At 72.8% G+C, this 13,595-nt stretch carries 13 protein-coding genes; 7 read left to right on the top strand and 6 right to left on the bottom strand.

Annotated elements, in window-relative coordinates; genetic code table 11:
• Nucleotides 1–29: 29 nt before the first annotated feature.
• Nucleotides 30–596, top strand: coding sequence for an FxsA family membrane protein (gene fxsA / locus AQJ84_RS24715; protein WP_053192423.1), 567 nt, complete (start codon nucleotides 30–32; stop codon nucleotides 594–596).
• Between the two features lie 138 nt (nucleotides 597–734).
• Here fxsA and AQJ84_RS24710 read toward each other — a convergent pair whose 3' ends face one another.
• From AQJ84_RS24710 to yczE, 4 genes are all read right to left on the bottom strand, one after another.
• Nucleotides 735–1,109 carry an RNA polymerase-binding protein RbpA gene (locus AQJ84_RS24710; RefSeq protein WP_003977404.1) on the bottom strand — a complete coding sequence of 125 codons (375 nt, stop codon included), beginning with the start codon at nucleotides 1,107–1,109 and terminating at the stop codon, nucleotides 735–737.
• A 268-nt stretch (nucleotides 1,110–1,377) separates the two neighbouring features.
• The gene (locus AQJ84_RS24705; RefSeq protein WP_053192425.1) at nucleotides 1,378–2,724 is read right to left on the bottom strand and encodes an MFS transporter; all 1,347 of its coding nucleotides are present in this window, start codon (nucleotides 2,722–2,724) and stop codon (nucleotides 1,378–1,380) included.
• Between the two features lie 54 nt (nucleotides 2,725–2,778).
• Entirely contained in the window at nucleotides 2,779–3,546 is a 768-nt protein-coding gene (locus tag AQJ84_RS24700) for a glycerophosphodiester phosphodiesterase (protein ID WP_053192427.1), read from the bottom strand.
• Complete coding sequence (yczE, locus tag AQJ84_RS24695; protein WP_030038634.1) at nucleotides 3,543–4,202, bottom strand: membrane protein YczE; 660 nt, start codon at nucleotides 4,200–4,202, stop codon at nucleotides 3,543–3,545. The genes AQJ84_RS24700 and yczE overlap by 4 nt, the downstream gene beginning before the upstream one ends.
• A 101-nt stretch (nucleotides 4,203–4,303) precedes the next feature.
• Between yczE and AQJ84_RS24690 the strand changes: the two genes are divergently transcribed.
• The gene (locus tag AQJ84_RS24690; RefSeq protein WP_030038635.1) at nucleotides 4,304–5,803 is read left to right on the top strand and encodes an SCO1417 family MocR-like transcription factor; all 1,500 of its coding nucleotides are present in this window, start codon (nucleotides 4,304–4,306) and stop codon (nucleotides 5,801–5,803) included.
• Nucleotides 5,804–5,854: 51 nt separating this feature from the next.
• Here the strand turns inward: AQJ84_RS24690 and AQJ84_RS24685 are convergent, their stop codons facing one another.
• On the bottom strand, nucleotides 5,855–7,567 hold the full coding sequence (locus AQJ84_RS24685) for a P-loop NTPase family protein (protein ID WP_053192429.1): 1,713 nt from the start codon (nucleotides 7,565–7,567) through the stop codon (nucleotides 5,855–5,857).
• A 37-nt stretch (nucleotides 7,568–7,604) separates the two neighbouring features.
• Entirely contained in the window at nucleotides 7,605–7,799 is a 195-nt protein-coding gene (locus tag AQJ84_RS24680; protein WP_015661880.1) for a hypothetical protein, read from the bottom strand.
• A 262-nt stretch (nucleotides 7,800–8,061) separates the two neighbouring features.
• Between AQJ84_RS24680 and AQJ84_RS24675 the strand changes: the two genes are divergently transcribed.
• From AQJ84_RS24675 to AQJ84_RS24655, 5 genes are all read left to right on the top strand, one after another.
• A complete protein-coding gene (locus AQJ84_RS24675) occupies nucleotides 8,062–8,454 on the top strand; it encodes an ankyrin repeat domain-containing protein (RefSeq protein ID WP_030038636.1) in 393 nt (130 codons plus the stop codon).
• A 298-nt stretch (nucleotides 8,455–8,752) separates the two neighbouring features.
• Nucleotides 8,753–10,171: a hypothetical protein gene (locus AQJ84_RS24670; protein ID WP_053192431.1), complete on the top strand. Its 1,419-nt coding sequence runs from the start codon at nucleotides 8,753–8,755 to the stop codon at nucleotides 10,169–10,171.
• Between the two features lie 233 nt (nucleotides 10,172–10,404).
• A complete protein-coding gene (locus tag AQJ84_RS24665) occupies nucleotides 10,405–11,541 on the top strand; it encodes a glycosyltransferase family 4 protein (RefSeq protein WP_053192433.1) in 1,137 nt (378 codons plus the stop codon).
• Complete coding sequence (locus tag AQJ84_RS24660) at nucleotides 11,538–12,701, top strand: glycosyltransferase (protein ID WP_053192434.1); 1,164 nt, start codon at nucleotides 11,538–11,540, stop codon at nucleotides 12,699–12,701. The genes AQJ84_RS24665 and AQJ84_RS24660 overlap by 4 nt, the downstream gene beginning before the upstream one ends.
• The gene (locus tag AQJ84_RS24655) at nucleotides 12,698–13,555 is read left to right on the top strand and encodes an SGNH/GDSL hydrolase family protein (RefSeq protein ID WP_030038642.1); all 858 of its coding nucleotides are present in this window, start codon (nucleotides 12,698–12,700) and stop codon (nucleotides 13,553–13,555) included. The genes AQJ84_RS24660 and AQJ84_RS24655 overlap by 4 nt, the downstream gene beginning before the upstream one ends.
• Nucleotides 13,556–13,595: the final 40 nt, after the last annotated feature.

The following is a 13,595-nucleotide window of genomic DNA, read 5'->3' as shown; positions in this document are numbered from 1 at the left end:
GCTGAGCCGCGCCCAGGCACACTGGACGCATGACGACTGGCGCTTCGACCCCCACGTACCCGGCCCGGCCCCGGCGCTCCCGGCTGCGCACCTTTCTGCCGCTGGGTGTCGCCGCCTGGCTGGTGCTGGAGATCTGGCTGCTGACCGTGGTCGCCTCAGCGACGAACGTGGTCGTGGTGCTCCTGCTGCTGCTCGCCGGCCTCGTGCTCGGATCGGTGGTGATCAAGCGGGCGGGCCGGCGCGCCTTCCAGAACCTGAACGAGGCGCTGCAGCGCGGCGGGGCCCCCTCGGGTTCGTCCAACGGCGGTGGCAACGGCCTGATGATGCTCGGCGGCCTGCTGCTGATGATCCCCGGCATGATCTCCGACGCCGTGGGTCTGCTCCTGCTGATCCCGCCGGTCCAGAAGGCCCTCGGTCGCTACGCGGAGCGGACCGTGGACCGCAAGCTGCGCGAGGCGGCCGCCCAGAGCCCTCTGGGGGACGCCTTCCAGCAGGCCCGGATGCAGCGCCCCGACGGCAAGGTGGTCCAGGGCGAGGTCATCAGGGATGAGCCCCGGGACACCCCGCAGGACCCGCGGCCGCCGCTGACGCGCTGAGCCGGGAGGCAGGGGCTGCCCTGGTCCGAAGGGCAGCCACCTCCGGACACGAAAACCGCGGGCGCCGTACGTGAAACTCACGTACGGCGCCCGCGGTTACTCGCTTTGCGGTGTGTGTCCGCCCAGGCCCCGAAGGGACTACGCCGACTTCCGGCTGTCTCGCGGATGGACCGCGATGTTCATCGCGCCGGAGCGCAGAACAGCCAGACGCTCCTCGAGGACCTCTTCGAGTTCCTCGCGGGTGCGCCGTTCCATCAACATGTCCCAATGCGTACGCGCGGGCTTGGCCTTCTTCTCTTCAGGGCCGTCGCCGTCAACGAGGAGTGCCTGGGCCCCGCAGACCTTGCACTCCCACTCCGGCGGGATCTCCGCCTCGACCGAGAAGGGCATCTCGAAGCGATGTCCCTTCTCGCATGCGTACTCCACGGCCTGGCGCGGGGCCAGGTCGATGCCGCGGTCCGTCTCGTAGCTGGTCACCACGAGGCGCGTGCCGCGAAGAGCTCGCTCACTCATGAATCGTGCCTCCCGGGCTTGTCGCCCACAGGACAGGTGTCGCTGTCGTCGTCATCCGGTCAACGTCCGGTCGGCGGTAAAGATTCCCGATCCGTGTCCCGTTCCGGGGCCATGCGTCGCCGTCGTAGCCGCCCCTTGTTGTACCCACCAGCGCCCGGTTTGTCACATCTGCTAGCAGATGTCACCCAGCGTTTCGGCATCATTGACGCGCAGTAACGGTACGCCTGGCAGGCCAAACGCGTACACTACAGCGCTTTCGTGTCGAACGCTAAATCCTCTCAGGAACAGGATTGCCCGCGTCGCCGATCGCCCGCCGCACCGGCACCCGCGCGAGCAGCACGAATCCCACGACGAAGAACGCGACCAGCGAGATGATCGCGTCCCGGTAGCTTCCGGTCACCTGGTAGGTGATCCCGAACAGCAGCGGGCCCAGCCAGCTCATGCCGCGGTCGCTCATCTCGTACGCCGCGAAGTACTCGGCCTCCTTGCCCGGCGGCACCAGGTGGGAGAACAGCGACCGGGACAACGCCTGGCTGCCACCGAGGACGAGTCCGATCCCGGCGGCCAGGACGAAGAACCACACGGGTGCCCCGGCCGGCAGGAAGTATCCGGCGCCCAGGGTGAGCGTCCAGGCGACCAGGGAGCCGAGGATGGTGCGCTTCGCGCCGTAGATCCGGGCCAGCCGCCCCATCGTCAGCGCTCCCGCCACCGCGAGCACCTGGACCAGCAGCACGGCCCCGATGAGCGTGGACTGCCCGAGACCGAGCTCCTCGGAGCCGTAGACCGACGCCTGCGAGATCACGGTCTGGATGCCGTCGTTGTAGACGAGGTACGCCAGCAGGAAGGCCAGGGTCAGCGGGTGGCGGCGCATGTCGCGGACGGTCGCGGCGAGCTGCCGCACTCCGGGGGCGGTCGCCTTGCTCGTCTCGTTGCGCCGGTCACGCAGCCGGCGCAGCGGGATGAGCGCGAAGGCGCCCCACCACAGACCCGCACACGCCAGGCAGATGCGGACCGCGGCGCTCTCGGAGAGCCCGAAGGAGTCGTGGGCGGTGTAGAGGACCAGGTTGGCGACGAGGACCAGGGCGCCCGCCGCGTAGCCGAAGGCCCAGCCCCGGGAGGAGACGGCGTCGCGTTCCTCGGGCGGGGCGATCTGCGGCAGGTAGGAGTTGTAGAGCATCATCGCCACCGACTGGGCGGCGTTGGCGACGATCAGCAGGGCGCCGCCGAGCAGGTAGCGGTCGCCGTCGAGGAAGAACATGCCCGTGGTCGCCGCGGCCCCCGTGTAGGCGGCGGCCGCCAGCAGGGGCTTCTTGCGGCCGGTGCGGTCGGCGGCCGCGCCCACCAGGGGCATCACCAGCACGGCCGCGATCACCGACAGGGACACCGAGTACGCGAAGAAGGAACCGGCCCGCACCGGGATCCCCAGCGGGTGCACGAAGCCGTCCGCGTCCGCCGCGGACTTGGCGACCGAGGTGAGATAGGGGCCGAGGAACACGGTGAGCACGCTCGTCGAGTAGACGGAGCAGGCCCAGTCGTAGAAGTACCAGCCACGCTGTTCGCGCCGCCGTTCGGCGGCCTCGTCCGCCGAACCCGCCCGCACGGTGTCGGTGCCCACCCGTGCCCTCGCTTCCCCGTGAAGGTGCCGTGCGCGGGCTGGAAACGGGACGGGTCAGACCCAGATGCCCCGGTCCTCCATGACCTTGCGCAGTGTGTCGATGTGATCGGTCATGATGCCATCGACTCCCAGGTCCAGGAGCCGGTGCATGCGCTCGGGTTCGTTCACCGTCCACACGTGCACCTGGAGCCCGAGCGCGTGCGCGGTGCGCAGGAAGCGGGGGTCGACCACCTGGATGCCCGACTGGACCTCCGGCACCTGCGCGGCGACCGCGGAGCGGCGGACCGCCGACGGCAGGCCCCAGGAGCGCAGCCGCAGGCCGAGGACCCCGCGGGTGCCGTACGACGTCGCCAGGCGCGGCCCGGCCAGCCGCTGGGCGCGGACCAGCCGGGCCTCGGAGAACGAGCCGACGCAGACGCGGTCCCAGGAGTCGGTGCGCTCGATCAGGTCGAGGAGGGGCAGAAGTGCCGGCTCCGCCTTCACGTCGACGTTCCAGCGCGCCTCGGGGAAGGCCTCCAGCAGCTCTTCGAAGAGGGGTACCGGTTCCCTGCCCGCCACGCGTGCGTGCCGCACCTCCGTCAAGGGCAGGTCGGCTATCCGGCCGGCCCCGTCCGTCACCCGGTCCAGGGTCGTGTCGTGGAAGGCGACGAGCCTGCCGTCCGCGGTGGCGTGGACGTCGGTCTCCAGATATCGGTACCCCGCCTCGACCGCGCGCCGGAACTGCAGCGCGGTGTTCTCCAGGCCGTCCGCGGCGCCACCGCGGTGGGCGAAGGCGATCGGACCGGGATGGTCGAGGTAGGGGTGGCGTATCCGCGGGGTCACGGTCGAAGTATCGCCTGCCGCGGTTGCCCGCCGGCAACGACCGTGCTGCCTTCGGATGCCGACGGGAGGGCGAAGACGCGCAGGAAGATCTGGGCGAGCGGTCCGATCGAGACCGCGTACAGCAGGGTGCCGATGCCGATGGTGCCGCCCAGCGCGAAGCCGGTCACCACGACCGCCACCTCGACAGCCGTCCGCGTCAGCCGGGTCGAGCGTCCCGTGCGCTGGTGCAGGCCGGTCATCAGCCCGTCCCGCGGCCCCGGTCCCAAGCGGGCCGAGATGTAGAGGCCGGTGGCCACACCGTTGAGGAGGATCCCGGTGAGCAGGAGCGGGATCCGCACGGTGAGGGTGTGCGCCTCGGGGAGGGCGGCGAGCGTGCCGTCCATGGCGACGCCGACCACGAAGACGTTGGAGACCGTGCCGAGCCCGGGGCGCTGGCGCAGTGGGATCCACAGGAGCAGCACCGCCGCGCCCACGAGGATCGACACCACGCCGATCGACAAGCCGGTGAGTTCGGCCAGGCCCTGGTGGAGCACGTTCCAGGGCTCCAGGCCCAGCCCCGACTCGACGAGGAGCGCCGAACTCGCCCCGTACAGTGCCAGCCCGACGTACAGCTGGATCAACCGGCGCCCGAGACGGCTCGGGCTCTTCGTGGACAAGTGGTTCCTCCTGTGTGGTGGCAGTGGCCTGACCCGTGCCACCATGTGGCTTGGGTGGAAACTTCATCCATGGCCAATTCCGGGAAGGTGGACTGATTTCCATGGGGCAGTGGACTTCGGCGATGGGGGCCGCGCAGCTCGCCCGGCTGCTCAACTCCCAGCAGGACCGCCCGGCCGGTCCGGGGACGCGCCGTCCGCCCGCCTACCGGGCGTTGGCCGACGGCATCCGGCTGCTGGTGCTCGAGGGCCGGGTCCCGGTCGCCGCCAGGCTGCCCGCGGAGCGAGAGCTGGCGCTCTCCCTGTCCGTCAGCCGTACGACGGTCGCGGCGGCGTACGAGGCGCTGCGCGCCGAGGGGTTCCTGGAGTCCCGGCGTGGTGCCGGCAGTTGGACGGCGGTCCCGGCCGGCAACCCGCTGCCCGCGCGCGGCCTGGAACCCCTGCCCCCGGAGGCCCTCGGCTCGATGATCGATCTGGGCTGCGCGGCGCTCCCGGCCCCGGAGCCGTGGCTGACCCGGGCCGTGCAGGGCGCCCTGGAGGAGCTCCCGCCGTACGCCCACACGCACGGCGACTATCCGGCCGGGCTGCCCGCACTGCGCGCGATGATCGCCGAGCGGTACACCGCGCGGGGGATCCCGACGATGCCCGAGCAGATCATGGTGACGACCGGCGCGATGGGCGCGATCGACGCGATCTGCCATCTCTTCGCGGGCCGCGGTGAGCGCATCGCCGTCGAATCGCCCTCGTACGCCAACATCCTGCAGCTGATGCGGGAGGCGGGCGCCCGGCTGGTGCCCGTCGCGATGGCCGAGGGGCTGACCGGCTGGGACATGGACCGCTGGCGGCAGGTCCTGCGGGACGCCGCCCCTCGGATCGCCTACGTCGTCGCCGACTTCCACAACCCGACCGGCGCGCTCGCCGACGACGACCAGCGGCGTCGGCTGGTGGAGGCGGCCCGGTCGGCCGGGACGGTGCTGGTCACCGACGAGACGATGAGCGAGCTGTGGCTGGACCCGGAGGTCGAGATGCCGCGGCCCGTCTGCGCCTTCGACCCCGCCGGCTCGACGGTCGTCACGGTCGGGTCGGCCAGCAAGGCCTTCTGGGCCGGGATGCGGATCGGGTGGGTGCGTGCCGCTCCGGACGTGATCCGCAGCCTGGTCGCCGCGCGGGCGTACGCCGATCTGGGCACGCCGGTGCTGGAGCAGCTGGCGGTGAACTGGCTGTTCAGTACGGGGGGTTGGGCGCAGGCGGTGGAGGTGCGGCGCAGTCAGGCCCGGGACAACCGGGACGCGCTGGTGACCGCGGTCCGGCGGGAGCTGCCGGAGTGGGAGTTCGAGGTGCCCCAGGGCGGGCTCACCCTGTGGGTGCGGACGGGCGGGCTGTCCGGGTCACGGCTCGCGGAGGTGGGGGAGCGGGTGGGCGTCAGGGTGCCGTCGGGGCCGCGGTTCGGGGTCGACGGGGCGTTCGAGGGGTATGTGCGGTTGCCGTTCACCGTGGGGGGTGCGGTGGCCGAGGAGGCGGCGGCGCGGCTCGCTGCGGCGGCCCGGCTGGTGGAGAGCGGGAAGGCCGGGGGCGGGGAGGCCCCGCGTACGTTCGTGGCGTGAGGGGCCCTCGTACGTTCGTGGCGTAAGGGGCCCCGAATGCCTCGGGCGCGGCTACGACGGCGTCTTCTCCGCCATGGCGGCCTTGGCCGACAACGCCTCCGGCAGGCTCTCGGCGTCCGCCGGAACCGTCTCCGGGAGGCTCTCGGCGTCCATGGGCACTGCCTCCGGCACGGCCTCGCCGTCCATGGGCACCGCCTTCGTCAGTACGCCGCCGTCCGTCGGAAGGGCTTCCGGCAGGTTCTCGCCGTCCGCCGGCGTCGTGCGCGGCGGCAGCAGGTCGAGTACCGCCTGACGGTCGGCGTCGCTGGTCGCGTCGTCGTACGGGTCCGGGGTGGCCGGGACCTGGAGCCGGTGGACCGGGCCGGTGCCGAGGCGGGCGTAGCCGCGACCGGGCGGGACCTCGGTGACCGGGGTGGTGCGCGGGAGCGCGCCCAGGACCGCTGTCAGCTGGTCGGTCGTGGCCGGGCCGAGGACGACACGCGCACGCGTGTGCTGGCGCACGGCGTCGGTCAGGACGTCCGCGCTGTCGAACTGGTCGGCCACGACCACCGTCACGTTCGCCGCGCGGCCGTGCCGGAGCGGGACCTGGAGCAGGGACTGCGGGTCCTTGCGGCCGTCCGCGGCGGCCACGTGGGCGAAGGCGCTCGGACGGTCCAGGAGGATCCACAGGGGACGCTTGGTGTCGTCCGGCGGCGGGTGGCCCGCCTGACGGGCGTGGTTGACCGCGATCAGGCGGCGCTCCGTCTCGGTGGCCGCCCACTCCAGGCTCGCCAGCGCCCCGGCCAGCCCGCACTCCACCGCGAGGACGCCGTCCCGGCCGGTCAGGCAGGCGTACTCACCGGTGGCGCCGCCGTCGACGATCACGAGATCGCCGTGCTGGAGGGCCTGCAGGGCGATGGAACGCAGCAGGGTGGAGGTGCCGGTGCCCGGCTGGCCCATGACCAGCAGGTGCGGCTCGGTGGAGCGGATACCGGTGCGCCAGACGACCGGCGGCACGTCCCGCTGTTCCTCGCCGTAGGCGAGCGGAAGCGTGCGCCGGACCTGGGTGGGGTCGGTGAAGCCGAGGACCGTCTCGCCGGGGGAGGTGACGAAGCGCTGCGCGGCGATGTCGACGGGCAGTGGAGCGAGGACGGTCACCGTGAGCTGGTTGCCCTCCTCGTCCCACGCGAAGTGGTACTCGCGGTCGCGGCCTGACTTGGCGTGCAGCAACTGCTCGATCCGGGCGCGGGACTCCGCCTCGCCGTCGGTGAAGTACGCCGGGTAGCTGATCAGCAGGTGGGTGATGCGGCCGCTGCCGTCGAAGTCGTACGCGGGGAAGGCCTTCTCCCACTCGCCGCCGTGGGAATAGAGCGGGGCCGGGTCCTCGGCCGCCGAGAAGTACGGCACCAGGGCCTCGTAGAGCGCCTGGAGGCGCTGGATCTGCGACTCGTCGGGGCCGTCGGAATCCGGCTGCCCGCGGTCGCGGCCCTGCCATGCTGCCGCCGTCATCAGGGTGATGACGGCGAGCAGCGGGCCGTACGGCACGAGCGCCACGACCAGGATCACCGACGCCACCAGGAAGAGCAGCGGACCGCGCTTGTCCTTGGGGGTGTCGGCCCACTTGCGCCGCCCGGCCGAGGCCAGCCGGCGCAGACCGCGAGTGATCGTGATCAGTGGGTGGAGGACGTCGGTGGCGCTGTCTGCCGCCGTCCGGGCCAGCTCCCGGCTCCGGGCGATCTGCGCGCTGCCTGTGCTCAGGATGCGGGGGAGGGGGCGCCGGGCCACAGCTGTCTCCTGATGGTGCGTACGGACGGGACGGGCGTCAGAACTTGATTCCGCCGAGGAGGCTCGCGAGGCTCTCGCCGCCGGCCTTGATGCTCGGGGCGATGGCCGTGCTGGCCAGGTAGAAGCCGAAGAGCGCGGCCACCAAGGCGTGGGAGGCCTTGAGTCCGTCCTTCTTGAAGAAGAGGAAGACGATGATGCCGAGAAGGACGACACCTGAGATGGACAGGATCATTTGGGTTCTCCTGGTTCGTGGGGACAGTCACCATGAGTACTTCCAGGATCACAGGATGTATCCATACGATAAAAGGTGCAACTGAGTGATTTTCTGGAGATTTCCCCCAGGTGGCGGAGCCGTCTTGGACCCTCCTGCGCCGCCCTCTTGCGCCCGGCCGGGTCTGCGGTGATCTTTACCTCCGGCACATCGGGTCATGTGCCGCGCGAGCCAGTACCCTGGCGATTCACCTGAACGGTTGTACTGAGAGGCGGACGGTCCGATGAGCGAAGCCCCCGACCCCGAGGTCGTGGAGCTGGCGACCAAGATCTTCGATCTGGCCCGGCAGGGGCAGACCGAGGCGCTCGTGGCGTACGTCGACGCGGGCGTTCCGGCCAACCTCACCAACGACCGGGGCGACTCCCTGGTGATGCTCGCCGCCTACCACGGTCACGCCGGCACCGTCCGCGCCCTCCTTGCCCGGGGCGCCGAGGGCGACCGCATCAACGACCGAGGCCAGACCCCGCTCGCCGGGGCCGTCTTCAAGGGCGAGGGGGACGTCATCAAGGCACTTCTGGAGGGTGGCGCCGACCCTGCCGCGGGAACCCCGTCGGCCGTCGACACCGCCCGGATGTTCGGTAAGACACAGCTGCTCGAACTGTTCAACGCACACTGACACGCCCGCTCTGACCAGGGCGGACACGGAAAACGGGGGAGGCGGTAACAGGCCGCCGAAATTTCGGTCGCGGCAGATGGAACTGCCGAGTCATCATGACGTCGTGATTCACGGACGCGATGGCCGGGCAGGTGATGCCGCACCGCGCGGGCCGTGACGGTCCGCATGGGCCACCGACGAGAGGCAGAGGAAGATGGCTTACAGCAAGCAGGAAACGGCGGGCGCCCCGACGTGTTGTCACGCGGCCAGGTAATGCAGGATCCCGGTTGCGTCGACGCTTGATGTGAGGCTGTTTCCCATGTTCGATCCGGTCATAGCGCCCAGCGGTACGCTGCTCGGCCTGCTCCAGCGGGGCCGCGGCGACGGCACTCTGCACGCGCTCACCGCACCGCGCGCCGAAGCGCTCGCGGCGCTGAACCACTGCGTGCTGCGCGATCCCCGCCACGACTGGCAGGTGGAGAACCGCTCCCTCTACTACGCCCGTCTCTACCTCGACCTGAACGGCGAGCTGGACGAGATCGAGGCCCACCTCTTCGACGTCGAGGACACCCTGGACACCGAGGAGTCCCGCACCGGGCTCGCCCTCGCGGTCCTCGGACACCTCGCCTCGTACGGCAGGCGGGACGCGCTCGAACTGCTGCGCAGGTACGCCGCCTCGGGCTCCAACTGGGCCTGGGCCCTGGACGAACTGGCGCTGCGCGACGACGACGCCGGACTGCGTGCCCTCGCGGCACCCGTCCTGGCGCGCTTCGCGACCGATCCCGAGGGCGAGGCCGAACTGGCTGCCGTCGTGCGCGACGCCTTCGAGCCCCGGCCCTGGCGGCTGTGGGCCGACGATCCGCGCGAATCCGTCGCCACGCGCGTGCGTGCCGCTCAGGAAGCCGGCTCCTTCGACCGCTGGCAGCGGCAGATGCGACCATCCGGGCCCCGGCCGGGGTGGAGTGTGCAGGCGGTCTTCGAGTGGGCCCAGCAAGGCATGGAACGCGGCGCCGCCCTCCATGTCCCCGCCGCCCGCTGTCTCACGGCCGTTGCCGGCCCCGAGGACCGGCCGGAGATCCTCCGGGCCGCCGAGGACGGCACCGACGGAGCCCGCTGCACCGCCTTGCGCTATCTCGCCGACAGCGACGATCCGGCCGCCCTCGAACTGATCGAGGTCGCCGTGGTCACCGGCTCGGCGGTCGTGGTGGACGCCGCCGTCGACGCCTTCGAACGCATGCGCAGTATCGCCGCGGTCGACCGGGCGCGCGGCTGGGCCCGACGCCCCGATCCCCTCGGCGGTGCCGCCGCCCGCATGCTCGCCTGTCTGGGCGGCTCCAAGGACAGCGAACTCGTCCTCGCCGCCCTCAGGGAGGCGGTGCGTGGCGAGGGCCCCGACGCACCCACCCTGTGGACCCTCGTCGACGGCACCGGACGGCTGGGCATCACGTGCGCCGCGCCCGTGCTCCGGCACGTCTACCGCGAGACCGCCTCGTCCCATCTGCGCGGCCGGGCCGCTCGCGCCCTCGCCGCCACCGACCCCTCCTTCGCCACCGGCTTCGCTGTCGAGTGCCTCTGGGACTGCGAGGAGACCACCCGCGAGATCGCCGCCCGGCACGCCGAGACCGGAGACACCCGGGTCGTCGAGCGGTTGCGGCGCCTCGCCGCGGATCCGGCCGAGGAGGCCGAGGTCCAGACCGCCGTACGCAGCCGGATCGGACCGGACGCGGCCGCCATGTGAGAGCGGTGTCGGTCCGCTGCGGGCCGGGTCGGAATCCGGGCACGGGGGAGCCCGCCCTCCGAACTCGCCGGGCGCGGTCGCGCGCACCGGGTGAACTCGGGGTGACCCACGGGTCAGGGGCGCGTGGACACGGCCTGACCTGCGCGGGTGCGCAGCGCAACGCTCACGGGACGTTCCTCGTCCGGAAAGATCCACGTTGACGCGGCCACGTCCAGCACGGAGACAACACCCTTATGCGTGTCGTCATCGTGACCGAATCCTTTCCCCCCGACGTGAACGGCGTGGCCCACTGCGCGTTCCAGACCGCCCGGCACCTCGTGGATCGCGGTCACCTCCCGCTCGTCGTCGCGCCGGCCACCGCGGCCGGTGCCGGGCCCGGGGCCGATGCCCTGGCGCCGTGCCCCGTCGTCCGTGTCCCCTCCCTGCCGCTCCCGGGTTACCCCCAGGTCCGCGTCGCCCTCCCCAGCCGACGCGTGGCCGCGGCGATCGTCGAGCACCGTGCCGACGTCGTCCACCTCGCCAGCCCCTTCGTCCTCGGCGTCCGCGGCATGGCAGCCGCCGCCCGACTCGGTGTCCCCGCCGTGGCCGTCTACCAGACCGACCTCGCCGGATACGCCCGCACCTACGTCCACGCGGGCGAGGCGGCCGCCTGGCGCCGCATCCGCTCCGTCCACACCGCCGCCGACCTCACCCTCGCCCCGTCCAGCGCGGCCCTGCACGACCTGGAGGCGCACGGCGTGCCCCGGGTACGGCTGTGGGCGCGGGGCGTGGACACCGCCCGTTTCCGGCCCGAACTCCGCGACGAGGCGCTGCGCCGCGCACTCGCCCCCGACGGCGAACTGATCGTCGGCTACGTCGGCCGGCTCGCCCCCGAGAAGCAGGTCGAACTGCTGGCCGGCGTCTGCCGCCTGGACGGTGTCCGGGTCGTGGTCGTCGGCGACGGCCCGAGCAGGCCGAGCCTGGACCAGGCGTTGCCCGGCGCGGTCTTCCTGGGCCGCCGCACCGGCGACGAACTCGCCCGGATCTTCGCCTCCCTGGACGTCTTCGCCCACACCGGCCCCTTCGAGACCTTCTGCCAGACCGTGCAGGAAGCCATGGCCAGCGGGGTGCCCGTCGTCGCGCCCGCGGCCGGCGGCCCGCTCGACCTGGTCGCTCACGGGCGCACCGGGCTCCTGGTCCCGCCGCGCGACCCCGACGCCGTACGGGACGCCGTGTGGTCCATGGCCGCCGACCCCGGTCTGCGCGCCGCGTTCGGCGCCGCCGCGCGCGCGACGGTCGAGGGGCGCACCTGGGCAGCCGTCGGCGACCAGTTGGTCGGGCACTACGAGGATGTGCTCGGCGCGCGGCAGACGACGGTGGTGGCGGCATGAGCGGCCGGTCGCTGCGGCTGGTCCGCCTCGCGAACTTCGTGGCGCCCGCCTCGGGCGGTCTGCGCACCGCGCTGCGCGAGCTCGGCAAGGGCTACCGGGCGGCGGGACACGAGCCCGTGCTGATCGTGCCCGGTGAGCGCGCCAGCGACCGGGAGACCGAGCAGGGACGGGTGATCACCCTGCCCGGCCCGCTGCTCCCGGGCACCGGCGGCTACCGCGTCCTCACCGACCGGCGGCGTGTCGCCGGGCTGCTGGAGGAGCTGGGCCCTGACCGCCTGGAGGTCTCCGACCGCACGACGCTCCGGTGGACCGGCAGGTGGGCGCGGCGCGCCCGGGTCCCGGCCGTGATGGTCTCCCACGAGACCGCCGACGGCGTGCTGCGCACCTGGGGACTGTCCGAGGGGGCGGCCCGTCGCACCGCCGACGCCCTCAACGTCCGTACGGCGCACACGTACGCGCGCGTGGTGTGCACCACGGAGTTCGCCGAGCGGGAGTTCGTGCGGATCGGGGCCCGCAACGTCGTACGGGCGCCGCTCGGCGTCGACCTGGTGCAACGGCATCCCGCGCTGCGCGACCCCGGGCTGCGCGCCCGGTACGCGCGCGAGGGCGAGGTCCTGCTGGTGACCTGCACCCGGCTGTCCGTGGAGAAGCGCCCGGGGACCGCGCTGGACGCCCTGGAGGCGCTCGTACGGCGTGGGCGGCGGGCCGTGCTGGTGGTGGCCGGGGACGGGCCGCTGCGGCCGCGGCTGGAGCAGCGGGCGCGCGAGCGCGGGCTGCCGGTGACCTTCCTCGGGTACGTCGCCGACCGTGGGCTGCTGGGCGCGCTCCAGGCCTCCGCCGACGTGTGCCTGGCACCGGGGCCCGCCGAGACGTTCGGGCTGGCCGCCCTGGAGGCGATGGCCTGCGGCACGCCCGTCGTGGCCAGCGCGTCGTCCGCGCTGCCCGAGGTGATCGGCTGCGCAGGGGCCGTCGCGGCCGACCACGGGGGCGCCTTCGCGGACGCCGTGGAGATGCTTCTCGGACAGGCCGTGCGGGAGCGGCGGGAGGCCGCACGCGCGCGTGCGGAGTGTTTCGGGTGGGACACGGCCGTAGCGGCGTTCCTCGACGCGCACGACACGGTGCCCTCCGTGCGGTCCGTCGCGCCCAGGGGCGCGACATGAGACCGCAGCGGTTCGCGGCCCTCGGCGACTCGCTGACCGAGGGAGTCGGCGATCCCGTCGCGCAGGGGTGGCGCGGGTGGGCCGCGCTGCTCGCCGGCGGGATCGCCGAGCGGCCGGTGGAGTTCACCAACCTGGCGGTGAGCGGGGCGCAGACCCGTGACGTGCTGGAGCGCCAGCTGCCCGCCGGCCTGGCCCTGCGGCCGGACGTCGCGTCCGTCGTCGTCGGCGTCAACGACACCCTGCGCCGCACCTTCGACATCCAGGCCGTCGCCGCGCGCCTGGACACGGTGTACTCGGCCCTCACCGAGCAGGGCGCGGTCCTGCTCACGGCCTGTCTGCCAAACCCCGGTGCCAGTCTCGGGCTGCCGGGCGCCCTGGCCCGTCCACTGGCCCGGCGGCAGCGCGCGGTCAACTCCGTGGTGCACGCGCTGTCCGAGCGGTACGGCGCCGTGCACCTGCACGCGTCCGAGGGCGCCTGGCTCACGGACCGCGCGATGTGGAGCGCGGACCGGTTGCATCCGGGAGAGCGGGGACACCGGCAACTCGCCGTGCGCTTCCACGCGTTGCTGGCGGGGCACGGCCTCGCGACCGGGATGCCGCCCTCACCCGAGCCCGAGTTCCCCGCGCCCACCAGATCGGCGAACCTGCGGTGGCTGGCCACCGCCGGCACCGGCTGGGTGGCCCGGCGGTGCACGGACCTGCTGCCCCAGCTCCTGACGCTCGCCGCCGACGAACTGCGGCACCGCGCGCGTGGCACGAGCACCCGGCTGGATCTACGGGCGTCCGCGGCGGTGTCCGCGGCGCTGGCGGCGCTGTCGGTGGCGTGGTCTGAGCAACAGCCGGACGCTGCTTAGAGGTTCAGCGGCCTGCCGCTTCAGGAGGTTCACCCTCGGC

Source organism: Streptomyces resistomycificus (assembly GCF_001514265.1).
GTDB classification, from domain to species: Bacteria; Actinomycetota; Actinomycetes; order Streptomycetales; family Streptomycetaceae; genus Streptomyces; species Streptomyces resistomycificus.
The sequence above is the reverse complement of the archived record's forward strand: the minus strand, read 5'-3'. Positions and strand labels throughout refer to the sequence as shown.